General features: G+C 72.7%; 28 protein-coding genes and 1 pseudogene. 20 read left to right on the top strand and 9 right to left on the bottom strand.

What is annotated here, in order from left to right; all coding sequences use genetic code 11:
• Window positions 1-96: 96 nt before the first annotated feature.
• The gene (locus tag ACFYXV_RS31355) at window positions 97-846 is read right to left on the bottom strand and encodes an anti-sigma factor domain-containing protein (RefSeq protein ID WP_389384709.1); all 750 of its coding nucleotides are present in this window, start codon (window positions 844-846) and stop codon (window positions 97-99) included.
• Complete coding sequence (gene sigK / locus ACFYXV_RS31350) at window positions 843-1,448, bottom strand: ECF RNA polymerase sigma factor SigK (RefSeq protein ID WP_389384708.1); 606 nt, start codon at window positions 1,446-1,448, stop codon at window positions 843-845. Before sigK ends, ACFYXV_RS31355 begins: the two co-directional genes overlap by 4 nt.
• A gap of 226 nt (window positions 1,449-1,674) precedes the next feature.
• On the opposite strand from sigK, the gene ACFYXV_RS31345 reads away from it, so the two are divergent.
• From ACFYXV_RS31345 to ACFYXV_RS31275, 15 genes and pseudogenes are all read left to right on the top strand, one after another.
• A complete protein-coding gene (locus ACFYXV_RS31345) occupies window positions 1,675-3,261 on the top strand; it encodes a molybdopterin-dependent oxidoreductase (RefSeq protein WP_389384707.1) in 1,587 nt (528 codons plus the stop codon).
• An 82-nt stretch (window positions 3,262-3,343) separates the two neighbouring features.
• Window positions 3,344-3,988, top strand: a complete 645-nt coding sequence (locus ACFYXV_RS31340; protein ID WP_389384706.1) for a fasciclin domain-containing protein — start codon at window positions 3,344-3,346, stop codon at window positions 3,986-3,988.
• Between the two features lie 248 nt (window positions 3,989-4,236).
• Window positions 4,237-4,767, top strand: coding sequence for a GNAT family N-acetyltransferase (locus ACFYXV_RS31335; protein ID WP_389384705.1), 531 nt, complete (start codon window positions 4,237-4,239; stop codon window positions 4,765-4,767).
• A 231-nt stretch (window positions 4,768-4,998) separates the two neighbouring features.
• Complete coding sequence (locus tag ACFYXV_RS31330) at window positions 4,999-5,577, top strand: TetR/AcrR family transcriptional regulator (RefSeq protein ID WP_389384704.1); 579 nt, start codon at window positions 4,999-5,001, stop codon at window positions 5,575-5,577.
• An 83-nt stretch (window positions 5,578-5,660) separates the two neighbouring features.
• Window positions 5,661-6,113: pseudogene (locus ACFYXV_RS31325) on the top strand (MFS transporter); the annotation flags it as partial.
• 100 nt (window positions 6,114-6,213) lie between these two features.
• Window positions 6,214-6,882, top strand: a complete 669-nt coding sequence (locus tag ACFYXV_RS31320; protein ID WP_389384703.1) for a hypothetical protein — start codon at window positions 6,214-6,216, stop codon at window positions 6,880-6,882.
• Between the two features lie 69 nt (window positions 6,883-6,951).
• Window positions 6,952-7,884 carry an MBL fold metallo-hydrolase gene (locus ACFYXV_RS31315; protein ID WP_389384702.1) on the top strand — a complete coding sequence of 311 codons (933 nt, stop codon included), beginning with the start codon at window positions 6,952-6,954 and terminating at the stop codon, window positions 7,882-7,884.
• Window positions 7,885-8,090: 206 nt separating this feature from the next.
• Window positions 8,091-8,300, top strand: a complete 210-nt coding sequence (locus ACFYXV_RS31310) for a hypothetical protein (protein WP_385462446.1) — start codon at window positions 8,091-8,093, stop codon at window positions 8,298-8,300.
• The gene (locus ACFYXV_RS31305; protein ID WP_389384701.1) at window positions 8,287-9,678 is read left to right on the top strand and encodes an amidase; all 1,392 of its coding nucleotides are present in this window, start codon (window positions 8,287-8,289) and stop codon (window positions 9,676-9,678) included. Before ACFYXV_RS31310 ends, ACFYXV_RS31305 begins: the two co-directional genes overlap by 14 nt.
• Window positions 9,679-9,981: 303 nt before the next feature.
• Complete coding sequence (locus ACFYXV_RS31300) at window positions 9,982-10,461, top strand: DedA family protein (RefSeq protein WP_385462452.1); 480 nt, start codon at window positions 9,982-9,984, stop codon at window positions 10,459-10,461.
• A 191-nt stretch (window positions 10,462-10,652) separates the two neighbouring features.
• Window positions 10,653-11,285: an NAD(P)-dependent oxidoreductase gene (locus ACFYXV_RS31295; protein WP_389384700.1), complete on the top strand. Its 633-nt coding sequence runs from the start codon at window positions 10,653-10,655 to the stop codon at window positions 11,283-11,285.
• Between the two features lie 90 nt (window positions 11,286-11,375).
• Window positions 11,376-11,957 (top strand): hypothetical protein, encoded by a 582-nt coding sequence (locus ACFYXV_RS31290; protein ID WP_389384699.1) that lies wholly within the window; start codon window positions 11,376-11,378, stop codon window positions 11,955-11,957.
• Between the two features lie 116 nt (window positions 11,958-12,073).
• On the top strand, window positions 12,074-13,438 hold the full coding sequence (locus ACFYXV_RS31285) for a pyridoxal phosphate-dependent decarboxylase family protein (protein ID WP_389384698.1): 1,365 nt from the start codon (window positions 12,074-12,076) through the stop codon (window positions 13,436-13,438).
• A gap of 358 nt (window positions 13,439-13,796) precedes the next feature.
• The gene (locus ACFYXV_RS31280; RefSeq protein WP_389384697.1) at window positions 13,797-14,234 is read left to right on the top strand and encodes a hypothetical protein; all 438 of its coding nucleotides are present in this window, start codon (window positions 13,797-13,799) and stop codon (window positions 14,232-14,234) included.
• Window positions 14,235-14,395: 161 nt separating this feature from the next.
• On the top strand, window positions 14,396-15,067 hold the full coding sequence (locus ACFYXV_RS31275) for a lysophospholipid acyltransferase family protein (RefSeq protein ID WP_389384696.1): 672 nt from the start codon (window positions 14,396-14,398) through the stop codon (window positions 15,065-15,067).
• Here the strand turns inward: ACFYXV_RS31275 and ACFYXV_RS31270 are convergent.
• From ACFYXV_RS31270 to ACFYXV_RS31260, 3 genes are all read right to left on the bottom strand, one after another.
• Window positions 15,052-15,360 carry a hypothetical protein gene (locus ACFYXV_RS31270; protein ID WP_385462470.1) on the bottom strand — a complete coding sequence of 103 codons (309 nt, stop codon included), beginning with the start codon at window positions 15,358-15,360 and terminating at the stop codon, window positions 15,052-15,054. The genes ACFYXV_RS31275 and ACFYXV_RS31270 overlap by 16 nt on opposite strands.
• Before the next feature lie 105 nt (window positions 15,361-15,465).
• The gene (locus ACFYXV_RS31265) at window positions 15,466-16,521 is read right to left on the bottom strand and encodes a tartrate dehydrogenase (RefSeq protein WP_389384695.1); all 1,056 of its coding nucleotides are present in this window, start codon (window positions 16,519-16,521) and stop codon (window positions 15,466-15,468) included.
• Between the two features lie 70 nt (window positions 16,522-16,591).
• Window positions 16,592-17,494, bottom strand: a complete 903-nt coding sequence (locus ACFYXV_RS31260) for a LysR family transcriptional regulator (protein WP_389384694.1) — start codon at window positions 17,492-17,494, stop codon at window positions 16,592-16,594.
• Between the two features lie 285 nt (window positions 17,495-17,779).
• On the opposite strand from ACFYXV_RS31260, the gene ACFYXV_RS31255 reads away from it, so the two are divergent.
• From ACFYXV_RS31255 to ACFYXV_RS31240, 4 genes are all read left to right on the top strand, one after another.
• Window positions 17,780-18,004, top strand: a complete 225-nt coding sequence (locus ACFYXV_RS31255) for a hypothetical protein (RefSeq protein ID WP_385462478.1) — start codon at window positions 17,780-17,782, stop codon at window positions 18,002-18,004.
• Between the two features lie 201 nt (window positions 18,005-18,205).
• Window positions 18,206-18,889 carry a DUF4232 domain-containing protein gene (locus ACFYXV_RS31250; protein WP_389384693.1) on the top strand — a complete coding sequence of 228 codons (684 nt, stop codon included), beginning with the start codon at window positions 18,206-18,208 and terminating at the stop codon, window positions 18,887-18,889.
• A 132-nt stretch (window positions 18,890-19,021) separates the two neighbouring features.
• The gene (locus tag ACFYXV_RS31245) at window positions 19,022-19,300 is read left to right on the top strand and encodes a GlsB/YeaQ/YmgE family stress response membrane protein (RefSeq protein ID WP_389384692.1); all 279 of its coding nucleotides are present in this window, start codon (window positions 19,022-19,024) and stop codon (window positions 19,298-19,300) included.
• A 455-nt stretch (window positions 19,301-19,755) separates the two neighbouring features.
• Window positions 19,756-20,112, top strand: coding sequence for a hypothetical protein (locus ACFYXV_RS31240; RefSeq protein ID WP_385462487.1), 357 nt, complete (start codon window positions 19,756-19,758; stop codon window positions 20,110-20,112).
• Window positions 20,113-20,144: 32 nt separating this feature from the next.
• Here ACFYXV_RS31240 and ACFYXV_RS31235 read toward each other — a convergent pair whose 3' ends face one another.
• The 3 genes from ACFYXV_RS31235 to ACFYXV_RS31225 all read right to left on the bottom strand — a co-directional run bounded on the left by ACFYXV_RS31235 (window position 20,145) and on the right by ACFYXV_RS31225 (window position 22,730).
• On the bottom strand, window positions 20,145-21,509 hold the full coding sequence (locus ACFYXV_RS31235) for an NAD(P)/FAD-dependent oxidoreductase (protein ID WP_385462490.1): 1,365 nt from the start codon (window positions 21,507-21,509) through the stop codon (window positions 20,145-20,147).
• A 120-nt stretch (window positions 21,510-21,629) separates the two neighbouring features.
• On the bottom strand, window positions 21,630-22,022 hold the full coding sequence (locus ACFYXV_RS31230; RefSeq protein WP_383497635.1) for a YciI family protein: 393 nt from the start codon (window positions 22,020-22,022) through the stop codon (window positions 21,630-21,632).
• A gap of 57 nt (window positions 22,023-22,079) precedes the next feature.
• Window positions 22,080-22,730 (bottom strand): dihydrofolate reductase family protein, encoded by a 651-nt coding sequence (locus ACFYXV_RS31225; RefSeq protein WP_389384691.1) that lies wholly within the window; start codon window positions 22,728-22,730, stop codon window positions 22,080-22,082.
• Window positions 22,731-22,965: 235 nt separating this feature from the next.
• Here ACFYXV_RS31225 and ACFYXV_RS31220 point away from each other — a divergent pair, with 235 nt between their 5' ends.
• Window positions 22,966-24,642, top strand: a complete 1,677-nt coding sequence (locus ACFYXV_RS31220) for a serine/threonine-protein kinase (protein WP_389384690.1) — start codon at window positions 22,966-22,968, stop codon at window positions 24,640-24,642.
• A 57-nt stretch (window positions 24,643-24,699) separates the two neighbouring features.
• Here ACFYXV_RS31220 and ACFYXV_RS31215 read toward each other — a convergent pair whose 3' ends face one another.
• Complete coding sequence (locus tag ACFYXV_RS31215) at window positions 24,700-25,971, bottom strand: ankyrin repeat domain-containing protein (protein WP_389384689.1); 1,272 nt, start codon at window positions 25,969-25,971, stop codon at window positions 24,700-24,702.
• Window positions 25,972-26,079: the final 108 nt, after the last annotated feature.

Raw genomic sequence — 26,079 nt, 5'->3', positions numbered from 1 at the left:
CACGCTGACCCCTCCCCCTCACCAGGGCGCACCCGGTCGGTGCATTATCAACTCTATTACCTGATAACCGAGTTGCATCACCTTTGGGCCGCGGCTTCAGGCGGGGAGGGCCATCAGGAGCAGGGGGACGGCGGTGGGTTGCGGGGAGCCGGCGGCTGGTTCGAGGGTCAGACCGACGGCGGTCGCGCCGGCCGTGTCGCCGTCGAGCACGACGGTTCCGTCCCGGCGGATGAACCCGGCCGGGCGCATGGTCCCGTCGTGGTCGAGCCACAGCTGGTACGTCTTGCCCCTGGGCGGCGCGGGCAGGCCGGAGGCCGTGAAGACGGCCCTGTTCCGCAGGTCGGAGAAGACGACCGAGGTCAAGGCCCCGTTGGCGGCCCGGCCGTGGACCGTGCGCACGTCCGGCGCGGCCAGGACGCCGCCGACGGCGTCCACATGCTGCTCGCTCCGCCGGGCCCGCTGCTCCAGCCGCTGCTTCTCCTGGTGCTCCCAGGCGGCCAGACCGGCGAACGAGGCCGCCGCGACCAGGCTCGCGGCCAAGGCCATCGGCAGCACCTTGCGGCGCAGCACGCCACGCCAAGGGACCGGGGCGTCCGCGGAAACCCGCAGCGGGAGCTGCCGTACGTGATCGACGGCCGCCAGCGTGCGCTGTTTCATCGGGTCGGGAGCGGCCCGGGCCGCGGAGGCCGCCAGGCGCGCGGCGGTGGCCAGGAAGTCCGCCACGTCCTGCCGGCAGGCCTCGCACGCGGTCAGGTGGGCGGCGAACTCCGCGCGCTCGCCGGGGTCCAGCGCGTCCAGCGCGTACGGGGCGGCCAGGCCGTGGACATCGGATCCGTGCCGATTCACGCGGTCACCCCCATGCAGTCGCGAAGCCGGATCAGCCCGTCGCGCATGCGTGTCTTGACGGTCGGGAGCGGCGTGCGAAGCGTCTGGGCGACTTCACGGTAGGTCAGACCCCCGAAGTAGGCCAGGGTCACGGCCTGGCGCTGGAGTTCGGTCAGGCCGCGCAGACAGCGGCGTACCTGCTCGCTCGCCAGGCGGGTCTCGACCTCCTCGGCAACCTCGTCGAACGCCGTCCGGTGCTCGCGGGCCGCCTGGGCCTGTTCGCGGTCGGCGGCGGCCTGTGCCGAGCGGACGCGGTCGACCGCCCTCCGGTGGGCGATGGTCGACGCCCAAGTGGTCACGCTGCCCGCCTCAGGCCGAAAGCGGGCGGCCTGACGCCACAGGTCGATCATGACCTCTTGGGCGACCTCTTCCGACTGGGCACGGTCCCGCACCACCTTGACCACGATCCCGAAGACCATGGGTGCGAGAGCGTCGTACAGGGCCGAGAAGGCCTGCTTGTCGCCGCGCGCGACCTGTTGCATGAGCTCGGCGTGATCGGTGTGGTCTGCGTGGTCGGCGGGGCGGCCGGGGCCGGCCTCCCGGAGACGGGGTGTCCATGGCATGGAAGTCCTTCGCGAGTCGGGCGCCACCGGGCCGCTCGTTGGCGCGGACCGGCCGCAGAGCCGTACGGATGGCCTCCCGCCCGGACTTCGTGGCGGGGCGGGGGCGGGTCCGGATGGGGTGGCAAGGGCGTCACCGTCGCAGACGTGCAGGGGCCCTGGTGGCCACGAGACGGCGGCTGTCACTCGTTCGGGTGAGGGGGGCAATCCGCCCGGCGCGTGGGGGCGAATGCCGGGTGTGAGCAGCCTCCGCAACACCCTCCTCCGTACCGCCCGTGGGGCGTCGACCGGGCTTCTGGCCGGGTTCAGCGCGCTGGCCGTCGCCGAGCTGACCGCCGGTCTCGTGCGGCCGGCCGCCGGACCGGTGACGGTGGTCGGTGGTGCGGTCATCGACCGCACGCCAGCGGGGATGAAGGACTTCGCGATCCGCACGTTCGGGGAGAACGACAAGACCGTCCTTCAGGTCGGCATCCTGCTCCTGCTGGCACTCTTCGCGGTCGTCCTGGGGGTCGTATCGCTTTCGTACCGGCGCGCGGGGGCGGCAGGGGTCCTGGCCTTCGGGGTCCTCGGCGCGGCCGCCGCCCTGAGCAGGCCCGATTCCGAGGGTGCCGGTGACGCCCTCCCCTCCGCCCTCGGCGCCCTCGCGGCCGCGGCCGTCCTGTACGGCCTGGCCGCCAAAGCCGCCCCCGTCGGCTCCACTTCAGGTGACACGGGCACCGGGAGCGGCTGGAGCCGACGGGGGTTCCTGACCGTGGCGGCCGTGACCGCCGCGGCCGCCACCGGAGCCGGGGTGGCCGGCCGTGCCCTGTCCGGGCGGCGCGGCCGGGGCGCCGCGGCCTCCCGCGACAGCCTCGCGCTGCCCGCCCCCTCGTCACCGGCGCCCGCGGTGCCGGCCGGAGCGCGGCCGGGGGTTGGGGGCATCAGCGCCTTCACCACACCCAACCGGGACTTCTACCGGGTCGACACCGCCCTCGTCGTACCCGAGGTCGACGCCGGCTCCTGGCGGCTGCGGATCCACGGGAAAGGCATCGCCCGGCCGCGCAGCTACACCCTCGCCCAGCTTCTGGCCCGACCGCTGATCGAGCGCGACATCACCCTGACGTGCGTGTCCAACGAGGTGGGCGGGCCCTACGTCGGCACCGCCCGCTGGCTCGGTGTCCCACTGGCCGGCCTGCTCGCCGAATGCGGCGTCCGAGCGCCGTCGAAGGGCGGCGGGGCCGACCAGTTGGTGGCCCGCTCCGTGGACGGCATGACCCTTGGATCCCCCGTCGAGGACGTGATGGACGGGCGCGACGCGATGCTCGCGGTCGGCATGAACGGCGAGCCCCTTCCCTTCGCGCACGGCTATCCCGTCCGGATGCTCGTACCGGGCCTGTACGGCTACGTGTCGGCCTGCAAGTGGATCACCGAGATCGAGCTGACGACGTTCGACGCCTACGACCCGTACTGGGTCAAGCGGAAGTGGGCCCGCCGGGCGCCGGTCAAGACACAATCCCGGATCGACACCCCGAAGCCCTTCGCCCGCCCCGCCGCCGGCACCGTCGTGATCGCCGGTGTGGCCTGGGCGCAGCGCCGCGGCATCACCCGCGTCGAGGTCCGTGTCGACGACGGGCCCTGGAAGGACGCGGACCTCGCCGCGCAGCACTCCCCCGACACCTGGCGCCAGTGGTCGTACCGCTGGCAGGCGGCCGCGGGAGGGCACACGCTCACCGTCCGCGCCACCGACGGCACCGCGGCGGTGCAGACCGAGGAACGCGCGCGGACGATCCCCGACGGTGCGAGCGGCTGGCACAGCGTCTTCGTCACCGTCCCCTGAGACCACCGGACCGCCGGCCCCGGGCCGCGTCCGGCAACCACCAACCATCGATGCGAACCGTTCCTCCAAGGAGAAAACGATCATGAACAGCATGCAGATCCGTCGTACCGGGATCACCGTCGCCGCAGCCGTCCTGCTGCCCTTCTCGCTGGCCGCCTGTTCCGATGCCTCCGGCGACGCGAAGGCGGCCCCGGCAGCGGCCGGCGATGCGGCCCGGGCGGGCGAGAGCACCCGCGGCGACGCGATGACCATGGACCAGCCCTTCGGGCCGGCCTGTGCCGGCGTTCCCAAGGAGGGCGCCGGCTCCTTCGACGGCATGGCCAAGGACCCTGTCGCCACCGCCGCGTCCAACAACCCGGCCCTGTCCACGCTGGTCGCCGCGGTCAAGCGGGCGGGGCTCGTGGACACCCTCAACAACGCCAAGGAGATCACGGTCTTCGCCCCGACCAACGACGCCTTCGCGAAGATCCCGAAGGCCGACCTCGACAAGGTCCTCGCCGACAAGGCCACCCTCACCAAGATCCTCACCTACCACGTCGTCGGCCGGCGGCTGACGCCCGAGCAGCTGGGGAACGGCTCCTTCGAGACCCTGGAGAAGGGCATGGTCACCACCAAGGGCTCCGGCGAGGCCTACACGGTCAACGGCACCGCCGGTGTGGTGTGCGGCAACGTGAAGACCGCCAACGCCAACGTGTACATCGTCGACACCGTCCTGATGCCCAAGTAGCGGCGGGCGAACGAGCCTCGAAGCCACCGGGAGCGCCGCCACGACGGCGCTCCCGACCGGGCTCGGCGGACCCGCGTCGTCCGTGACCATGGCCCCCCTGGACGCCTCCTGGTTCACACACGTCACCCTGACCTCCCCGCTCACCGCCGTTGTCCGGCCGGGCACGTCTCGCGGCACGAAGCGCCGGGCCCGGAGGTGAGGGGCACCCCGGATCACCGAGGACCGTGTCGGGGCAGGACCATGTCGGGATGGACCACTTGTCATCCGTGCCACCGACAGCGGTGCGCCTCGCGCGATACACGACGACCGAGCAGGCGGAAATCCTCGGCGAGGGGGCCGATCCGTTCGGTGTCGCCGACACCGGCTTGGCATGGCTGCCCAAGAAGGAGCACTTCGGCATCACGCTGGAGGGCCGACTCGTGGCGCATACGGGCCTGCTTCGGATACCCGTGTCGGTCGGTGGCGCCGGGATCGAGGCGGTGGGGGTCGGAGGGGTGGCCGTCGCAGCGGACGTACGCGGACGGGGACTCGCCCGCCTCGTCATGGCTGCCGCCCTCGACCACGCCCGGACGATGGGCCCCCGGCACGGACTCCTCTTCTGCCGGCCGCCGCTCGTCGCCCTGTACCGGCGACTGGGCTGGCGGGTGCTGGAGGGGGACGTCAGCGTGGAACAACCAGAGGGTCCCGTGATCATGCCGTTGCGCACCATGTGGACGCCGCTGCACGACGGCGCGGACTGGCCGGCCGGAGCGGTACGGCTGCTCTCGTACCCCATGTGACCGACCACCCCGCGCACCCGGGTGGGGAAACGTCTCCCCTCGTGCGTGTCCGTCTCCGCGCCGCGGCGATGACGACGGTGGTCACGGGGTCCTCCCGATGGGGTGCGGGAGCGAACTCGGTCGTCCGCACACCCATGAGAGGCGCGGCGGGCGCAAAAGGATTCAACCCGATGAGTCGGCCCAGGGGCCTGGACCGACCCAGACGCAACTCCTTCGCGTTAAGCTGTGTGCATGAGTGCCCGTGCGACCACACGCCCCGGCGGGCGCAGCGCCCGCGTCCAGCAGTCCGTACACCAGGCCGTCCGCGATCTGGAGGCGGAGGCGGGGCGGGACGCCCTCACCGTGCCGCTGATCGCCGCCCGCGCGGGAGTGACTCCCTCCACCATCTACCGGCGCTGGGGGGACCTGCGGGAGCTGCTGTCCGACGTGGCCGTCGAGCGGCTGCGCCCGGACACCCCGCCGGCCGACCACGGCGTCCTGCGGGCGGACCTGGAAGCGTGGGCGGTGCAGTTCGCGGAGGAGATGTCCTCGACGGCGGGCCGTACGTACATCCGCGACGCCCTGCTGGGCGACCCCGGGCAGGGCAACGCGGTTCGGTGCTCCGACTACGCCGCCGAGCAGTTGAAGGCCATCGGTGTGCGCGCGGCCGGGCGCGGAGAGGCCGTACCCGATGTGGAGACCATGCTGGACGCCCTCGTCGCGCCCTTGATGTACCGCATCCTGTTCCGTCCGTCGGATCTGTCGGCGGCCTATACCGACCGCCTCGTGGCGGCTGCCCTCGGCCGGGGCTCCGGCCACCCCTCAAGCTAAAAGCTAATCGTTTGCGTTTTGTGCGACGCGGGGCCTACTCTGCCTAAAGCAAAGCGTTTGCCTTTAGGCATGAGAGGTGCTCCATGCTCAGCGTCGTAGCCACGCCGTCCCCTTCCCGCCGTCTGCCCGTGCTGGGCCGCCGCGGCGCGTTCCCCCTCCACGCCTCCGTCCTCATCGGCCTGTTAGGCGCCTCAAGTGCGCCGACCCCCCTCTACGCGCTCTACCAGGCCGCATGGCAGTTCTCGGCCATGACGCTCACCGTCGTGTTCAGCGCCTACGCGATCGCCCTGCTGGTGGCGCTGCTGACCGCGGGAACCCTCTCGGACCACCTCGGCCGGCGCCCCGTCCTCGCCGGGGCTCTGCTGGCCGAGGGCGCGGCCATGGCCGTCTTCGCCACCGCGCAGGACGTGACGGCGCTGATCGCCGCCCGGATCCTCCAGGGCCTGGCCACCGGCGTGGCCACCAGCGCCGCCGGAGCCGCGCTGCTCGACTTCGAGGACCCCGACCGCCCGGGCCGGGCGACGCTCGCCAACGGCATCACCCCCGTGGCCGGCATGGCGGCCGGCGTGCTGGCCTCCACCGCCCTCGTGCAGTACGCCCCCCGCCCCCACCCGCACGGTCTACCTCCTGCTGCTCGTGCTGTTCACCGCGCAGGCGGCCGCGGTGCTCCTCACCGCCGAGACCGCACGCCCCCACTCCGGCGCGTGGCGCTCCCTGCGTCCCGGCATCGCCGTCGCGCCCGCCTCCCGTCCCGCCATGGGCCTCCTCGCCCCCGGCATCGTCGCCGCCTGGGCACTGGGCGGCTTCTACTCCTCCCTCGGCCCCTCGCTCGCCCGGCTCATCGACCCGCACACCTCCCCGGCAACCGGCGGCCTGGTCTTCTTCACCCTGACGGCCGCGGCCGGCCTCGCCGTCCACGCCGCGCGGCGACTGCCCGCGGGCGCCGCGAGCCGGGCCGGCAGCGCGCTCCTGATCCCGGGGGCCCTGCTGACCCTGAGCGGACCCCACCTGCACAGCCTGCCCGCGCTGTTCGCCGGCACGGCCCTGGCGGGCGCGGGCTTCGGCGCCGTCACCCAGGGCGCCCTGCGCCTGCTGCTGCCGCCGGCCGCCCCCGGCGAACGCGCCGGCACGCTCGCCGCCTACTACGTCCTGAGCTACCTCGCCATGAGCGTCCCGGCCGTCCTCGCGGGCCTGCTGACCAACCTGTACGGCCTGCAGACCGCCGTCTCGCTCTACGCCGCGACGGTCGTCCTGCTGGCCCTGACCGGCCTCGCACGCACCGTGCGGCAGCCGCGCACCGACTGAGCGCGTCACGCCCCGCCGACCGAGTCCTGCCTTCCCGCACCACCGTGCCGCATCCGAAAGGCCCCACCCATGAGCACCGCCACGACCCGTACGGCCACCTCCCCCACCAGCACGGGATGGAGCCTCGGCGACATCGCCGTACGCCGCGTAGACGAGATCGAACTCCCGCGCCAGACCGGACCCTGGCTGTTGCCGGACGCCACCAAGGAGGTACTGGACGAGGCGTCGTGGCTGCGCCCGGACTTCGCCGACGCCGACGTCCCCCGCCTGGCGAGCCACGGCTTCGCCGTGGAGGCCGGCGGACTGCGGATCGTCGTCGACACCGGCATCGGCAACGCCAAGCCGCGCGCCAACCCGGCCTGGAACGGCCTCGACACCGACTTCCTGCAGCGCCTGGCGGCGGCCGGCTTCCCGCCCGAGTCCGTGGACCTGGTGATCACCACGCACCTGCACACCGACCACGTCGGCTGGAACACCCGCCTCGCAGGCGAGGACTGGGTGCCCACCTTCCCCAACGCCCGCTACCTCACCAGCCGCACCGAATGGGACCACTGGGCCGGCACCGAACTCGACGAGGCCCGCCGCCAGATGTTCCGCGACTCCGTCACCCCCGTCCGCGACGCCGGACAGTACGACCTCGTCGACGTGCCCGAGCAGGGGTGTGAGGTGGCGCCGGGCGTCCTCCTGGTCCCCGCCCCGGGCCACACCCCGGGGCAGGTGGCCGTGGAACTGCGCGGAAGCCACCGCCGCGCCCTGATCACCGGCGACAGCATCCACCACCCCGTGCAGCTGTCCCACCCCCACGTGAGCAGCTGCGTCGACATCGACCCCGCCCTGGCCGTCCGCACCCGCGCCCGGCTGCTCGACGCCCTGGCGGACTCCGATGCGCTGCTCCTGGGCACCCACTTCCCGCAGCCCACCGGCGGCACCGTCCGCCGGGAGGACGGACGCTACCGGCTGCTCGCCGAGCACGGCGTCGAGATCCCGGCCACCGCGGCCTGACCGCGCGACCGGCCGGCTCGACCTGCACGCGCGGCGGCCGCCGCGCGGCAGCTGCGGCCCGTGCGGCCCGTGCGGCCGCCCTAAAGCGAATCCTTGGCCTTCAGGGTCTCGCCCACTCCGCCGCTCCGGCTTGCCGCTTCCCCGCTTCCCCGCTTTCCGGCTTCCCGGCTTCCCGGCTTCCCGGCTTCCACTGAGGGAGAACTTCCATGTCCGCCGTCGTACTCACACCAGCCGAGGCCGCCCGCTGGGCCGCCCGCGCCGGTCTCCTGCTGCCCGCCGAGCGCCACGCCGCGGTCACAGCGGTCGCCAACCACATCCACGACGTCGTGGCGGTCCTGCGCGAGCTGGACTTCGCGGACGTCCCGCCCGCCGCCGCCTACCGCGCCGGAGAGGAGAAGCACGATGGAGCCGTATGAACTGTCGCTCGCCGCCGCCGCGGACGCGATACGTGCCCGGCGGCTGTCCCCCGTCGAACTGGTCGACTCCGTCCTCGATCGCATCGAGACGGCGGAGCCGCATCTCGGCGCCTACGTCACGGTCACCGCGGAGCGGGCGCGCCGGACGGCGGTCGAAACCGAACGCGAAGCCGCTCAAGGCCGCTACCGGGGGCCTCTGCACGGCATCCCGATGGCGCTCAAGGACCTGATCGACGTCGGCGGGATGCCCACCACGGCCAGTTCCCGGGTACGCGCCGACCACCGCGCGGCAGCGGACAGCACGGTCGCCGCGCGTCTGGGGGCGGCCGGCGCGATCCTGCTCGGCAAGACCCACACCCACGAATTCGCGTTCGGCCTGACCACCCCGCAGACCCGCAACGCCTGGGACCGAGGACGCGTCGCAGGCGGCTCCAGCGGCGGGTCCGCGGTCGCCGTCGCGTCGGGCACCGCCACCTTCGCCCTGGGCACCGACACCGGCGGGTCCATCAGGGTGCCCGCCGCGCTCAACGGGGTCGTAGGCCTCAAGCCGACCTACGGCCTCGTCCCCCGTCACGGCGTCACCTCCCTCTCCTGGTCACTGGACCACGTCGGCCCGATCACCCGCACCGTCGAGGACGCGGCCCTGGTCCTCACGACGCTCGCCGGGCACGATCCGCGCGACCCCGCCTCGCTGTCCGTGCCCGCCGCGGACTACCGGCCCGGTGCCGGCACGGACCTGTCGGGACTGCGCGTCGGCGTGCCGCGCAGCTACTACTTCGACCACGTCGACCCCCAGGTGGAGGCCGCTGTCAGGCAGGCCATCGGCCGGCTGGAAGCCCTGGGCGCACGACTCGTCGAGGTCGACATCCCGATGACCCGCTACATCCGGGCCACCCAGTGGGGCCTGATGGTGCCCGAGGCCGGCGCCTACCACGAGGGCAGCCTGCGCACGGTCCCCGAGCTGTACCAGGAGGACGTCCGCATCCTCCTGGAGGCCGGCGAGCTGATGAGCGCCGGCGACTACCTGCGCGCTCAACGCTCGCGCACGCTGATGCGCACGCAGTGGGCACGGATGATGGAGGAGGTCGACGTGATCGCCGCCCCGAGCGTCCCGATGCCCGCGGTCGGGGCCGACGAGGAGACGGTCACCTGGCCCGACGGCACGGCGGAGAGCGTCTCCGACGCGTACGTGCGCCTTTGCGCCCCCGCCAACATCACCGGAGTACCCGCCCTGACCGTTCCGGTCGGCCACGACGCGTCGGGCATGCCCCTCGGCATGCAGCTGCTCGGCCGGCCCCTCGGTGAACCCACGCTCCTGCGGGTCGGCCACGCTTACGAGCAGACGCAACCCGCCCGGGCGCTCGCCACACCGGCCTGATCGTCCGCACCACCCGGCCGACGGGCGGGACCTCGCCGGGTCGTCTTCGGCCCGACGCGCCGTGTCCGCCGCATGCACGTTCGGTTAGGCTGGCCTTGCCTGGCGTGCGGACCCCGGCATGCGGGTCCGGGCCCGGGTCCGGGTGTCGCAGGTGGCAACCCATAGGGCGGAACAGGCAGAGGCAGGCGCAGGTGGGAGACGGTGACCGGGCTCGTGCGCAGCGCGCGCCGGGCGGGGCGGCGGGGGCACCCGTGCGGGTGACGGAGGACGCGGGTTTCGGCTCCGTGCCCGGGACGAGGTGCCGTGGATAAGATCGCGCTCACGGCCGGGGCCTTGTACGTCATAGTCCTGCTTCGCGCGGGAGGAACCTTTGCCGTCGGATGGCTCGCGGGCGCCGGTGCCCGGCGCAGCAGGTTCGCCGCTCGGATCTCCTCGGCGAAGTTCCGGCGCGCCGAGGAGGCGATCCAGCGGTGGGGCGCACCGGTGGTCGCCGTTTCCTTCCTGACCGTCGGTTTCCAGACCGCCGCCAACTTCCTCGCGGGCAGCATGCGCATGCCGTTGTCGCGCTACCTCCCCGCCCTCTTCCTGGGCGGAGCGGCCTGGGCGCTGCTCTACGCGACCGCGGGGCTCGGCGTGCTCGAAGTACTCGGGCGGCTCTTCGCCGAGCACACGGCCCTCGGAGTGTCGGCCGTGGCCGTCCTCCTCCTGACCGTGTGCGGGGTGTTGATCCATCGCAGGAGGGCTGTCCCGTCCTCCGGTGACGCCGTGACCGACGAATCGTGAGCTCGTGAGCCCACGAGCAGGTGAGCACGTGCGCTCGTCCCGCGACGGCTGGGCAAGCGGCGGGCGAGATCGTCGGCGCCGAGCGCGAAGCGGGGCCTCCTGCGAGGGACGATGGTGGAGACGAGGCCCGCGACCGGGGCTCGCTGCCGCGCCCCCCGGAGGGCCGGCCACAGACGGCAGGAGGCCCGATCATGCAGCTCACCCTCCTCGGCGCCACGGGCCCCATCGGCCGGCAGGTACTGGAGCAGGCCCTCGCGGCCGGGCACCGGGTCACCGCACTGGTCCGCGACGCGGCCCGGCTGCCGCAGCGTGACGACGAGCGCGTCACCGTTCTCATCGGCGACGCCGCCTCCGCCGCCGACGTCGAGCGGGCGGCCCGGGGCAGCGGGGCCCTCATCTGCGCCCTGGGGCCGGGCAAGGACTACAAGTCGACTCTCGCCACCCGCACCGCCGGCCCCGTCCTGGACGCCATGGCCGCGGCCGGTGTGCAACGTCTCGTCTGGCTCTCGGCCCTCGGCTCGGGCGACACCCACCGACGCCAGTCCCTCTTCCAGGCAGGGGCGTCGAGGCTGGTGATGGGCACGCTCATGGCGGACAAGGGCGTCGCCGACGAGACCATCGCCCGCAGTGACCGCGCCTGGACCATCGCCCTGCCCGTGATGTTCGCCGACGGCCGGACAACGGGCGACTACGAGACGATCCCGCTGGACGGGACCCGAGGACGCGTCGGCGGGCGGATCAGCCGCCCCGACGTCGCGGACTTCCTCCTCTCCGCCGCGACGAGCGGCCTGTGGATCCGCCGGCGCGTCATCCTCACGCGCTGAGCCGCCGCGTCCGAGCCGCCGGGTCCTCCAACGGCGCTTCCGGAAGCCGCCGTACGGGCCGGCGGAGCCGATGCCGGAGAATGGCGATTCATGATCGAACTCAAGCGCGGCATCACCACCCTCGCAGTCGCCCTCGCAACCGCCCTCGCAGGCACCGTGGCCCTGGCCTCACCCGGTACGGCCTCTGACCGCGCACGGCCCGAGGCCGCCGACGCGGGACCTCGCGCGACGATCGGCGTGGGGATACCCGCCAGGGCGACGATCACGGAAGGGCAGGTCAAGGAGGTCGCGCCCGGGGGCGTGATCACCTATCCGAGCGTCACCAGCTGCCTCACCGTGACCGTGCGCCTGCGCGACGGCGGCCTCGTCGGCGCCCACGCCAGCCTGTTCCAGGTGCCGGGCGAACTGCGGTCGGACGAGATCCTGGCCGCGCTCAAGCAGCTCACCGGCACGCGCCCCGTGATCGCCGTCCAGGTCAAGGGGGCCGTCGGCGCCTGGCACCCCGGCTACTTCGTCAAGGCGATCGAGAGCTACGGCGAGGAGGAGCAGCCGCCGTACCCGTCGCACCCGGACCCCGAGGGACTCGCCGCCGCGGTGTCACGGGGCCTCTCGGTGCCCGGCGGCCTCGTCACGGTCGAGGACGTCCCCGACGGGGACCAGACCGTCGGCTGACGACGCGATCGGGCATCCGCCGGTCACGGGTCGCGGCCGCCCCGGTACGGGAACCGGCTGCGCACTGCCCGCCGCGCCGATTGCGGAGCGGCGGCGCCGGTCGCATAGTCCGAGGTATGGACGCGCGACAGGAAGCGCTCCGACGGGCGTACGACCACGCCGCCCGGTGGCTGGCGAGCCTGGACGGCCGCCCGGTACCCGCCCGCGCTTCGGTGGGCGAGATCGTGGGCGCGCTGGGTGCGGAGCTGCCCGAGGGCCCGAGCCCTCCGTGCGACGTCGTCGATCTGCTGGCCACGGCCTGTGAGCCGGGGCTGACCGCCTTCCCCGGCGGCCGCTTCTACGGATTCGTCGTCGGCGGCACCGAACCGGCCGCACTCGCCGCGGACTGGCTGGTCAGCGCATGGGACCAGAATTGCGTGATGCGCGCCGCCTCCCCGGCGTACGCGGCGGCGGAGGACATCGCCGGCGGGTGGCTCCTCGACCTGCTCGGCCTGCCGGGCGGCAGCGCCGTCGGCTTCACCACCGGTGCCACGATGGCGAACTTCACCTGTCTCGCCGCGGGACGCGACGCCGTGCTGCGTCGCGCGGGCCGGGACGTCGCCCGCGACGGGCTCGCGGGTGGGCCGGCGGTCCGCGTCCTCGTCGGCGAGGACCGCCACATGGCCGTTGACCTGGGGCTGCGCTATCTCGGGCTGGGCGGGCCGGAGCCGGTGGCGGCGGACCGTCAGGGACGCATGGTGCCGGAGGCCCTGCGCCGGGCCCTGGCGGACGGCGGACCGCGTCCGACGATCGTGGTCCTCCAGGCCGGAGACATCCACTCCGGTGCGTTCGACCCCTTCGCCGAGACGATCCGTACCGCCCGGGCGTCGGACGCATGGGTGCACGTGGACGGTGCCTTCGGCCTGTGGGCGGCCGTGTCCCCGCGCTACGCGCATCTGACGGCGGGCTGTTCGGAAGCCGACTCCTGGGCGACCGACGCCCACAAGACCCTGAACGTCCCCTACGACTGCGGGCTCGCCGTCGTGCGTGACCCTTCCGCGCTCCGGGCCGCCATGGGAATGCGCGGCGATTACCTCATCCAGGACGAGGAGGGCGACCCGATCGACAAGGTTCCCGAACTGTCCCGGCGCGGCCGGGCCTTCACCGTGTGGGCGGCACTCAGGTCCCTCGGCCGGTCGGGCGTCTCCGACCTCGTCGAGCGGTTGTGCCGGCACGCCGACGCGTTCGCCACGGGCATCGCCGGGATCGACGGCGCGCGGGTCGTCAACGACGTGGTGTTCACGCAGGTGTGCGCCGAGTTCGGCAGCGACGAGCGTACGGAACGGGTGCTCGCCCGGTTGCTCGCCGACGGCACGGTGTGGATCAGCGGCTCGACCTGGCGCGGCCGCCGTGTCATGCGGATCTCGGTGAGCAACTGGTCGACGACGGACGAAGACGTGACCCGCGCCCTCACCGCGATCCGTCGTGCCTGCGCCGGCTGAGACCCCGCCCGCCCGTTTGCCCGGTGTCGACCGCTCCCCGGTGGGCACACGCGGTTGCATGACTCTGTTGCTGCTGTTCCTGCTGCCTCTCGGGCTGGCCCTCGTGCTGCTGACGACCGGCGAACCGCACAAGCACGGCCGGCACCGCCACACCCGATGACCGCCGGCCCGACCCGGAATCAGTGAAGGCAGGGGCATGACGGGTGCCAGGCCGGGCCGTTCGGGCGGCCGGTGGCCGTCCACTCGCGCGGACGTGCCGGCGCGCCGGCTGCTCCACCCGCTCCGACCGCTCCCCGTTTGACATGCCTCCGAGGGGTGGGAGGGTGGATGGACGGGGGTCATCGCTGGGAGGCTCGGCATGGTTTCCTGTGAGGCATGGAGTTCGGCGGCACGGCAGCTTCCGCTCAGGCTCACTGCCGGAGCGTTCTTCCTGAGTTCCGGGCTCTCGAAACGCGGTGCGGACGAGGCCACGGCCGAGGGACTGCAACAGTTCGCCGCCGGGACCTACCCGTTCCTGGGCGAGCAGGACGCCCAGAAGTTCGTCCGCCTGCTCTCCGCCGGGGAGCTGGCCATAGCCGCCGCGCTGCTCGTGCCGATCGTTCCCGCCGCTGTCGCCGGGGTGGCGCTGACCGCGTTCTCCGCCGGCACCCTCGGGCTCTACCTCCGTACGCCGGGCATGCGCCAGGAAGGCAGCCTGCCTCCCACCGAGCAGGGGATCGCGCTGGCCAAGGACGTCTGGCTGCTGGGCATCGGCGTTTCGCTCATCGCCGAGGGCGTGACGGAACGGCGCCGGTGACGCTCCCGAGCGCGCCGGCCCGCGCCGGCTCCCGCTCCCAGGAGTGACCGTCCGCTCTGGGGTCGGGAGCCCTGAGGGGTGAGTACGGCTACTCATGACCGGCGCTCGGCAGCGGCCGACGATGAGGGTGTCAGTGCGGAACCACCCGAACGAGGCCCTCCATGCTCAGCCGAATCGCCGCCGCAGTCGTCCCCGTCGCCGGCCGACTGACCGTCACCTCCGAAATGGGTGCGGGTCCCCGCGCCGGCAGCATCCTGGTGGCCAACCACACCTCGCTCGCCGATCCGGCCGTGGTGATCGCGGCGCTGCGACGGTACCGAATCGAGCCCGTCGTCATGGCCGCCGCCGGCTTGTGGCGGCTGCCGGTACTCGGAGCGGCGCTGCGCCGCGAGGGGCACATCCCGGTCCGGCGCGGGACCGCCCGCGCCGCCGAATGCCTCGATGCCGCGGCGGCCGCCCTCTCGGCCGGGCGCTGCGTCCTGCTCTACGGCGAAGGCCGGCTGCCCGAACGCACCGATGCGGGCGAGACCGCACCAGGGCCCTTCCGCAGCGGTCCGGCGCGACTGGCCGCCATGACCGGAGCGCCGCTCGTCCCGGTCGGTCAGGCCGGTGCCCGGCGGCTGTGCTCCGGCGGCCTGGTCAAACAACTCGCCGGAGCCGTGACCGCGCCGCTGCGGCGGCCGGGCCTGCACGTCCACATCGGCGCACCGATGCACGTTCCGGGCCCGCTCCCGGAAGCGACGCTCCGTATCCAGGCCGCCGTCAGCGCCGCGTGGCAGAGCGCGATCCGAGCCCGGCAGCCGGGCCCGGAATCGTCCTACAGGGCGGTGTGACGCCTCGTCTCGTCGCGGATCACGTTGCGGTGTTCCTCGTAGACGAGTCTCGCGTCATCGCTCGGGAGCGCCTCGGTGGCGAGGCCGCAGGCACACGTGACGACGGTGAGACCGCGGGGCGTGCGCGACGTGGGCCCCTCCGGAGTGGTCCCGGCGTCACCGGTGGGGCTCTCGTACCGGAGGCTGTGGCGGTACAGGGGCTTGCGGGTGTCGCTCGGGGTGCTGCCGGTGTCGTCGCGGCTGTCGGCGCTGTCGGCGCTGGTCAGGTCAACGGTGAAGCGGTGCTCGGTCATGTCCCCAGTGTGGCCGCCCGCGGGCGGCACCGGCTGCTTCGACCCCACGGCACCGTCATCCGCGCGCGCGTGTTCGGTGCGGTGCGCACCTCCCCCGCTCCCGTCTCAGAGGTGCTGGACGACGGCGGACGTGAACTCGGCGGTGGAGGCGGAGCCCCCGAGGTCGCGGGTGCGCAGCGGGGTGGTGGCCAGGACTCGGGCGATGGCGTCGGTGATGTCGGCCGCGGCCCCGGGGTGGCCGAGGTGTTCGAGCATCATGGCGGCGGACCAGATCGCGCCGATCGGATTGGCGATGCCCTGCCCGGCGATGTCGGGGGCCGATCCGTGGACCGGCTCGAACATCGAGGGGTACTCGCCCGGCGGGTTGAGGTTGGCGGACGGGGCGATGCCGATGCCGCCGGCGACCGCCGCGGCCAGGTCGCTGAGGATGTCCCCGAAGAGGTTGGACGCGACGACGACGTCGAAGCGGGCGGGGTCGAGGACGAACTTGGCGGCCAGCGCGTCGATGTGCTCCTGGTTCCACTCGACGGCGGGGTGCGCGGCGCCGCGTTCGGCCACCAGCTCGTCCCAGAACGGCATGGTGTGGACGATCCCGTTGGACTTGGTCGCCGACGTGAGGGGGCCGCCGCGCCGTTCGGCGAGGCCGAAGGCGAAGTCGAGGAGCCGGGTCACTCCCGGGCGCGTGAACACCGCCTGCTGTACGGCCATTTCATCGGGGAACCCGCGGTTCATGCGACCGCCGATCTCGCTGTACTCCCCTTCGGTGTTCTCCCGGACGACCACGAAGTCCACCTCACCGGGCAGGGCCGTGCGGACGGGGCTGGGAAGGCCCTCGAAAACGCGGATCGGGCGAAGGTTGACGTACTGGTTGAAGGCCCGGCGGATCGGGATGAGCAGCCCCCACAGGGAGACGTGGTCCGGCACGCCCGGGTAGCCGACGGCGCCGAGGAGGATCGCTTCATGCCGGCGCAGCCGCTCCAGTCCGTCCTCCGGCATCATCGATCCGTGGCGGAGGTGGCGCTCGCAGGACCAGTCGTAGCTCTCGTAGGTGAACGTGATGCCGTGGCGCGTACCGATGCTGTCGAGGACCTCGCACGCCGCCGGCAGGACTTCGGTGCCGATGCCGTCGCCGGGGATGAGGGCGATGCTGTGGTTCGTCATGGTTGGCATTCCAGCAATCAGGGGTCGGCCGGGTCCAACACGTATCGCCGATGTCACTGATAGGCCGGCCCTATGGGTCGACGGCTTGCGGGTCGACGGCCGGCGGGTCGGCGATCTCCAGGAAGGCTTCGGCTGCCGGCGTCAGCTGCCCCTTGCGGCTCACCAGGACGTTGTGCTGGACGCGGGCCGGTTCCAGATCGAGGACGAGGGCGCCGGACCGCTCGGACAGGGCGGCCCAGGACTGCGTCACGACGGCCAGCCCGACTCCCCCGAGCACCAGGGGCAGGAAGGCCATGCGGTGTTCGGTCTCCACCGCGATGCGGATGTCGATGCCCTGCGCCTCCAGGTCGTCGACGTAGGAACGGATCCCGGTGCCCCGCTGCCCCACGATCAGCCGGTGTCCTCCCAGCTGCTCGGCCCGCACCGCCCGCCCGGGCGGGAAGGGGCCGTCCATCGGGGTGACCAGGACGAGACGGTCGTCTCCGACATGGTGCGGGACCACGTCCCGGCTCGCCAGCGGCGACGAGGTGACCAGCAGCCCGAGTTCGCAGGCGCCGGTACGGACCATCTCGACCACCGCCTCGGGGGTGAGGGCTACGCGCAGACTGAGCGACACCGCCGGAAAGCGCTCGGTGAAGCGCCGGATCATCGTGCCGAGGGGTTCGATGGTGGGAGAGGCCATCGTGGCCATCTCCAGGCGGCCGCCGCGCAGTTCGCGGACGGATGCGACGCCGGCCCTGGCCAGCTCCAGAGCGTGCAGCGCTTCCCGTGCCCGGGGGACCAGGGCGGTGCCGGCCTCGGTCAGGACCACGCGCCGGCCGATCCGGTGGAACAGGAGGCCGTCCACGTCGCGTTCCAGGGCCTGGATGGCCTGTGACAGGGAGGGCTGCGATACGTAGAGTGCCGCGGCCGCGCGGTTGAAGCCACCGTGGTCCACGATGGCGAGGAAGTACGTCAGCTGGCGGAAGTCCACGGTTCAGCGTAGGCCGTCCGCGCCGGGCCGGGACGCGACCGGGCGGGCGGGCGGGCGGTGCGCCGGCCGACACGCTCACGCAGTGACGGGAAGACGTCCGACGGGAGCGGGACAAGTGCTCCGGCGCTCCGGCGCGGGACCGCGCGCCCCTGGACGAGCGGCTCGCTCGTTCGCATGGCGTGCCAGCGGGTCGGAACGACTCCAGCGGACCGATTCGTCATGGTGGGAGACGGATGTGGTGGTGGCGCAGAAATGCTGTCACGTTACTAAGCGGTAAGGCTGGAAATGGAAAACGAGAAGCCGAAAAGCCCCGACGACCCGGAGACGCTGTCCGACGAGGAGATGATGAGACTGATCAATGAAATCCTCGACAGCGTCCCGCCCGAGCAAGCGGAGGACTGCCTCCTCGCCATCGCCGAGGGGAGAGCGGCTCCCCACAGCGTTCCGGTTGAACTGACCCCCGCCCAAGCGGACAACCTCCTTCTCTTCCTCCACAGAGGCGGCGGCTGATTCCGCCCACGATCGCGACGACCCGTACGGCCACCACCCGCGTGGCGGGCGCGCCACCGGGCGGCGGCCGGGGCGGTACGTCATGGTCGTGTCACCGGAGCGGCACAGCACCGTAGCCACGGGAACTCCCGCCGCCGCTGCGCCGTGGCTGTCGGCGTGCGGGCCGGCACGGCACCGGTCGCCATCCCAGGGAGGTTCCCCATGCAGTACACAGCAGGCGTCCGACGGACCGCTTCCGCACTGGTGGTCGCAGCCGCGGCTGCCGCCCTGATGACGGGCTGCACACCGTCCGCCGACGCCGGCGCGGCCGACGAACCGACACGATCCGTACAGTCGCCGGTCCCCGGGGCCGCCGCGGGCGGCAGCGGCTCCGGAGGCACCGGACAGCCGAAGCCCGCCGAACCGGTCTCCCCCTCCCCCGTCAAGTCCGGCGGCAAGACGAAGCCGTGCACGATCGACGACGTGAAGGTCGCGGAGGCCCGCCAGGCCTCCGTCCGGCCGCCGGGCACGGGGACCGGCGCTGCCATCGTCGCCGTCGCCAACGTCTCGAAGAGCGCCTGCACTCTGCAGGGATTCCCCACCGTGGCGGGTGCGGGCAACGGATCCCCGGACAAGAACGTACCGCTGGCCACGACCCACAGCGGCTCGGCGGCCACGGTGTCCCTTGCCCCGGGTACCCGCGCCTGGACCAAACTCACGTTCGTGAACGTGCAGGGCGAGGCCGACGGGTACTGCGAGTCCGGGGCGGCGCCCGCCTCGTTCCCCACGCTCGTCGTCGGCGTCCCGGGGGCGGGCGCGCACCAGACGGCCCTCGATGACGGAATCCTCGCCCTGTGTGACAACAAGGCCACGGTCACGGCCTATTCGGCGACGAAGCCCTCGTGACCCGCCGGCGGTCCATGTGCCTGTCTTCTCCGCAGCCGCGGCTCAGCGGCGCGAACGTTTGGAATCGCGAGCAGCGTGCAGAAGCGATCCGACACTGACACCGACCTCGCAGGACAAGGCAGGAGACACACCATGGGCATCATCGCTTGGATCCTCATCGGACTGCTGGCCGGCCTCATAGCCAAGGCGCTCATGCCGGGCAAGGACCCGGGCGGCATCATCATCACCACGCTCATCGGTATCGCGGGAGGCCTGCTCGGCGGCTGGCTCGGCAAGGTCGTCTTCGGCGTCGACTCCATCGACGGCTTCTTCGACCTGTCCACGTGGATCGCCGCCATCGTCGGCTCGGTCATTCTTCTGGCCGCCTATCGGCTCGTCACCGGACACCGGCACTCCCGCCGGCACGCCTGACCCGCGCACCAGGCACCAGGGAGCAGGCCGGCACCACCCCGAGGACGCGGTGCCCGGGGTGGTGCCCCCGCACGGCGAAGACGTGGGCGCCGGGAAGGCCGGCAGCGGGAAGGCCGTCAGCGGCAGGCGTAAAATGAGAGGCCTCGGGAGCGGACTGATTCCTGAAGGGGAACGTGATGATGCCCCGGAACCGAGGACGCGTACTCGCTGCGCTCTCAGCACCCCTACTGGCCATCCTGGCGGTCTCGCCCGCCCCGGCGGCCTCCGCACCGGCTCACCAGCATGCGCCCTCGGGGTCGGCCGCGGCGGCTCCGGAGCCGTGTCACCTCCTGGGGCGCGGCCCCGGGGACGCCTACCACAAGGGCTGTCGAGTCGGTTACCTGCTGGGCAAGTCCGCGGGCGTGAAGGCCGGCAGTCCTCCGATCTGCCAGAAGCTGCCGCCGCCCCTGTCGCCCGTGAACCCCAACGATTACGAGCGGGGCAAGACCCAGGGGTACCGCACCGGCTACGACGAGGGCTTCGCCAAGGCCTACCCGCTCAATTGCAACAAGCCGCCGGAGCCGCCGAAGAAGCCGGACGCTCCGCCGCCCCAGCAGCAGACCCCAGACAGCATGTTCGCGGCGGGCAAGACGGCCGGCGAGGGATGGGGGCGGGAGGACGCCAAGCAGTGCAACCCGCCGACGCGCGCCCACTCGGACCTGGTACCCCCCAGCCAGCCGAACACTCTGATCCTCTCGTACCAGAACGGCTACCGTTTCGGCTACCAGACCGCCTACGACGAGGCGTTCCGGGACAACTGCCTCAAGCCCTGACCGGAGCGGCGAACGAGCCCTCGCCGGATCCGTCAGCCGCCGTCGGCCGCCGTGCGGGCCCTTACCTCCTCCCGGGTGAGGTATTGGTCCGTGTATTCGAAGTCGCGCAGCGTCCCCGGCTTGTACGTCTGGAAGCCGGTCCGGACGAAGTCGTCGCCGGCCACGGCGTTCAGGAGCCAGTTCGTCATCACCCGGGTCTTCGCGGCCCCGGTGCGCAGCGCCGCCCAGTGGTAGCCGCGTGCCACGGCCTGGGCGGGCATCCCGCGCAGGCCGATGCCGAGCGGCCGGGAGACACCGTCGCGGCCGCCGAGGTCCACGACCAGCCCGAGGTCCTTGTGGACGTACGAACGCAGCGGCGTGCCCCGCAGCGTGGCGACCACGTTGTCGGCGGCGACCCTGCCCTGGCGCTCGGCGTGCTGCGCGGTGGGCGGGCACACGGTGCCGTCCCCGCCACCGGCGAGGTCGGGCACCGCTGCCGCGTCACCGAGCGCGAACGCGCCGTCCGCGCCCGGCACCCGCAGATCGGGAGATACGACGAGCCGTCCGCTCTTCGCGGTCTCGGCGCCGAGGGTGGCGACGAGCGGGCTCGCTGCGACGCCGGCGGTCCAGATGAGGGTGCGGCAGGGCAGCACGCGCCCGTCCGAGAGGGTGACGTCCTCCGGGCCCGCCTTGGCGAGGGAGGCACCGAGCGAGACCTCTATCCCCCGGCGGCGCAGCACGTCGAGGGCTGCCCGGCCCAGCCGGTCACCGAGCTCGGGCATCAGCTTCGGGGCCACGTCCACCAGGTGCCAGCTGATCTCGCGCCGGTCGAGCCGGGGGTAGCGGTCGACGGCGTTGGTGGTGAGCCGCTGCAGGGAGGCGGCCGTCTCCGTACCCGCGTATCCGCCGCCCACAACGACGAAGCCGAGCCGTGAGGCCCGTTCCGCGGAACCCGGTACGGCGGCGTCGGCCAGGTCGAGCTGGGCGATCACGTGGTCGCGCAAATGGGCGGCCTCCGCCAGCGACTTCATTCCGCGGCCGTGCTCCGCAAGGCCCGGGATGTCGAAGGTGCGGGTCACGCTCCCCGGCGCGAGCACCAGGTAGTCGTACGGCTGGTCCACCAGCTCCCCGGTGATCTTCCGGATGACGCAGATCTTGGCCCGGGTGTCGACGCCCACGGCCCCGCCGGGGACGATCCGGGTCCGGTGGTGGCGGCTGCGGCGCAGCGACACCGCCACGGACTGGGGGGTGAGTACCCCGGACGCCACCTGCGGCAGCAGGGGCAGGTAGAGCTGGTAGGAGAACGGAGTGACCAGCAGGATCTCCGCCTCCCCGGGTGACAGCGTCCGCTCCAGGCGGCGTACGCAGGAGACGCCGGCGAAGCCCGCGCCGACGACCACGATCCTCTGTCGTGCCATGGTTCCGTCCCTTCTCGGGTGTACGGGTCTCCCGCACGCTTTCCCCGACAGGCCGTTCCATGCACGCGGAGGCCGCCGACTCGTCACGGAGCGCCGCTCCGTGACCATTTGCCGGACGGGTCAGGCTTGTGTCGGGTCGCCGGGAATCGCGTGCACCTCGATGGGCTCGTTGCCGGGCTTCCCACCCGGGCCGGGGCACGCCGACGCCCGTGCGGCGATCTCCAGGGCCCGGTCCTCGCTCGTGACGTCGACCAGCCAGTAGCCGGCCAGGATGTGCCCCGGCCGCGCCGGTCCGTCGCTCACCTGCGGCCGTCCGTCGCCCGCGGCCCGCACCGTCTTGACCCGTGAGGGTCCTCCGAGGCCCTGCCCGTCCAACCACTCGCCGGCGGCCGTGAGCTCCGAGTTCAGGGCGTTCATGTGGGCGAACATGGCCTGCATGTCGTCCTTGGAGTAGGAGGACATGATGGCGTCCCACTGATCGGCCGGCACGTTCATCTGGATCATGTACTTCATGGTCTTCACCCTTCCGGGGCGGCTACGGCTGATTTTCGGTTTGCGGGAAGGCGGACTTCACCTTCGCCAGAACAGGTGGTGCGTCACGCCGCTCGGGCTGGGCACGACTTCCATGTGGAACCGGTCGAGCAGCTCGTCGGGGGAGTCCCAGAGCCGTACTCCGGACCCGAATTCCAACGGCGAGACCGCCACGTGCATGGTGTCGACGAGGTCGGCGTCGAGGAACTGCCGGATGGTGGTCGCCCCGCCGCCGAGGCGGACGTCCTTGCCCTGCGCCGCCTCCCGCGCCTGCTCCAGGACCGTGGCCGGGTCGCCGTCGACGAAGTGGAACGTCGTGTCGGAGAGCGTGAACGAGGGACGCTCGTGGTGGGTCATGACGAACACCGGGGTGTGGAACGGGGGCTCGTCCCCCCACCAGCCGCGCCACTCCTCGTCGGGCCAGGGCCCGCGCTGGGGTCCGAACTTGTTGCGGCCCATGATTTCCGCGCCGATTCCGCGTGCGAAGTCCCGCGTGAAGTAGTCGTCGAGACCCCGGCTCCCTCCGGGGTCGGTGCGCATGGGCCAGCTCGCGGTGGCTCCGGCCCATCCGAACAGCCTCTCGGCGCCGGGGAGACCGAACGGATTCTCCAGACTCTGGTCACCGTCGGCACCGGCGCCGATCCCATCGCTCGAAACGTTGAAGTTCTGGACCCTCAGCAGCTGAGCCACGTGTTCCTCCTGTGCTGTCGACGGTAATGAGACCCTCAGGGCCGGGAAAACTCATCGCTCCTGCCGTGAGAACACGGTCTCCGCCACGGGCGGGCATCTCACTATCCGCTCCACGCGACCGACCCGGGCAAGGCCTCGCCGCCGCCCGTGCGCCAATGGCTCGTTCGGGTGGTCCCCGAGGGCCTCCCGCGCCCTAGACTTCCCTGCACACGAACGCCGAGCGGGGGCAGGCAGCGTGACACAGGGGGCACAGCCCGGCGACGTGGTCGGCGGTCGCTATCAGTTGGTCGAACCCATCGCCTCGGGCGGCATGGGCCGCGTCTGGAGGGCCTCGGACGCCCGGCTCCAGGTGGAGGTGGCGGTCAAGGAACTGTGGCTGACCGGCCCCATGTCGCCCGCTCAGCGGGCCACGCTGCTGCGGCGCGCCGAACTGGAGGCGCTGAGCGCCGTCCGGCTGCGCGACCACCCGCACATCGTCACGGTCCACGACGTGGTCGTCGAACACGACGTTCCCTGGATCGTGATGCAGTACGTCTCCGGCGGCACGCTCCAACAGCGTCTGGCAAACGGCCCTTTGACGGTGTCCGAGGCCAGAGGGCTGGGGGCGGCCCTGCTCGGCGCACTCCAGGCCGCGCACAAGAAGGGCATCGTGCACCGCGACGTCAAACCCGCGAACGTCATGATCAGCACGGCCGGCCAGTTCCTGCTCGCCGACTTCGGCATCTCCGCCCCCGAGACGGGCACCGGGCTCACCTCGACCGGCATCGTCATCGGCTCCGCGCCCTACCTCGCCCCGGAACGCGCCGTCGGCCAGCCCGGCAGAGCGAGCAGTGACCTGTTCTCGCTGGGCGTGACGCTGTACGAGGCGGTGGAGGGCGTCTCGCCCTTCCTCCGCGACTCCCCGGTGGCGTCCGTCCACGCGGTCCAGTACGAGCCGTATCCGCCCATGCGCCGTGCGGGCCCGCTGAAGCCTCTGATCGCCGGCCTCCTCGCGAAGGACCCGCAGGCCCGGCCCACGATCGACCGGGCGCTGACCCTGCTCGAACGCGGCGCGCAGCCCGAACCGCCCGAGCGGCCCGGGGCTCCCGACGCGCCCACGCAGGACGTCGGGCCGGCTGCGCCGCCCGGACCCGGGCGGGGCGCCGCCCTGTTGGCGCTGCGCATCACCAACGCGTCCCGGACGCCCGTCCGGGCTTACCTCGGCGTGAGCGACCTCGGCGAGATAGCCGGCGGGACCATCGCCGGTTACGAGGTCGAGCCCTTCTCCGCCCGCACCCTGAGGGTGAAGGCCTCCGGTCTGACCACGGGCTCCTGCGTACTGCAGCCGAAGACCGGAGAGCCCCTGGAGGTCACCGTCCGCAGCGAGGGCACCGGACTGCGCCTGACCGGCGCCGGGATCGCGGAGCGGTCCGCGCGCCGAAGGCCCGCGCCCGTACGGCCGCCCGCACCGGCGGCGGCGCCCCCGCCCCGGAAGCGCCCGGCAACGTCCCCGCAGACCTCCCCCAACCCCCCGAAGTCCCCCGGCACCACGATCGCCAAGGCGGTTGCCATCACCCTGCTCCTCACCATCGCGGGGTACACGGGCGAGTCCGGCTTCTCCGGCTGGGTCAGCCACTACCTCCACGGGTCGGCCGCGTCCTCGCAGACCGGCGACTGCCTCTACCTCGACACCCGGCAGAAGTCGGGGTCCGGCGCTATGCCGATGCTCGACGGCCACGTGTGGGTGATGGTGCCCTGCTGGTCCGCGGCCGGCCAGTACGAGGCGCGCACCGGCCCTCTGTACACACCGGACACCAGCCGGACCCACTGCCCGTCCGGATCGAAACCGATCTGGCTCTCCGCCAGAACCGGCGGCGCCACTTCCACGGACGCCCTCTACTCGGGGACGTACGTGTGCGCAGAACCGACATGAGACCAGTCCCCAGGAGGCCCGCGAGACCAGGAAGGACAGTGGGGCCCGGCTGAGACGTCAGCGGCCGTCGCGGCGCCACTCGTAGCGCCACACCGCGTCCAGGTAGCCCTCCTCTTCCGCGGAACCCCGCTGCGGCGGGCCGAGCAGGCGTGCCGCTTCCACGCACCGCTCGTCGTCGTGGAGGGCGAGTCCGTAGACGGCCGCGAGCCGGACCATGCGATCCGCGTCGTCCAGCAGAGCGGCCATGGCCTCCGCGAAGACGCGATCGTGGTCCCTGCCCTCGGCGACCTTGTGACAGGCGGTCTTCCGTACCACCGCGTCCCGATCGGCCATCAGCCGGAGCAACGCCGTGCGGGCATCGCCGGAAAAGGCGGGCGGCGAGCCCAGGTCGCTGAACCCCTGCGCCACCGCCCGCCTCACCCGGGCGTCGGGATGGCCGGTGTGCGGCAGGAGGGCCGCCTCGGCGCGGAGGTCGCGGTGTTCTCCCAGAGCGACCAGTACCTCGGTGAGTACGGCCACGTCCGTCTCCGCGGCCGACCAGGGGGTGAAGATGTCCAAGGCCGGCACCGCGTAGGCGTCCTCGTCGCTGTCGTCGAAGAGATGGGTCAGCCGCATGACCTCGGCGCCGAACAGCCGGCGGGAGGGGTCCGGGTGCGCCCGCAGGGCCGCGGCGGTCGTCCAGGTCGCCCGGTCGCGCCGGTTGGCCAGCTGGATGGCGGCCCTCCCCCAGGCCGGGTGGTCCTGGCGGGCGTGGGGCAGCGCGCGGTTCATCAGCCCCTCGAACGGGGTGTGGATGCCGAGCAGCTCCTCCAGGTGCGTGAGGATCGCCCCGTGTCCGTCCCGCACGCTCATGCCGCCCAGGGTGAACTCGTCGACGCTGTTGTACTCGTCGTCCGGGAGCCGGGTGCGGACGACGGCGCCCCGGGACCCCGTGCGACGCCGCAGTCCGGCTTCGGCTCCGGTCTCGTGCCAGTGGCGCGCGAGGTCCCGCACGTCCAGCAGCTCGGGCTCGGGGTGACGTTGCAGGATCGAGTCGTCCAGGAGCGCCTCGACGAGCGCCGGCGAACCCTGTTCGACCGCCTCGTGCAGCGGCAGCAGGTCGTCCGGTGCGCACCGGGAGGGGTCCGCACCGTACTGGAGCAGCAATTGGGCGATGTGTCCGTCGTACGAGCGGACCGCCAGGCAGAACGCCCGCTCCCTCTCCCCCGGATTGACGTCATCTCGGAGCAAGGCCCTCACCAACTCCGTGTCCCCGGCCCGGACCGCAGAGATCAGGCGGCCGTCGCCGTCCTGTGCGTCCTTCGTCCCCGTGTCCCCCGCCGGCGCCATCCCCGTGTCCCTGCTCCCCCGTCGCGTCCTCGCAGCTCGGCCGAGGTCTGCCGGAAACAGTCTGCCGCACGGGGCCGGCGGGGCCGCTCGTCCCTCCGCAGCGCGAGC

It is taken from the genome of Streptomyces sp. NPDC002181 (assembly GCF_042890485.1).
GTDB lineage: Bacteria > Actinomycetota > Actinomycetes > Streptomycetales > Streptomycetaceae > Streptomyces.
The sequence above is the reverse complement of the archived record's forward strand: the minus strand, read 5'-3'. Positions and strand labels throughout refer to the sequence as shown.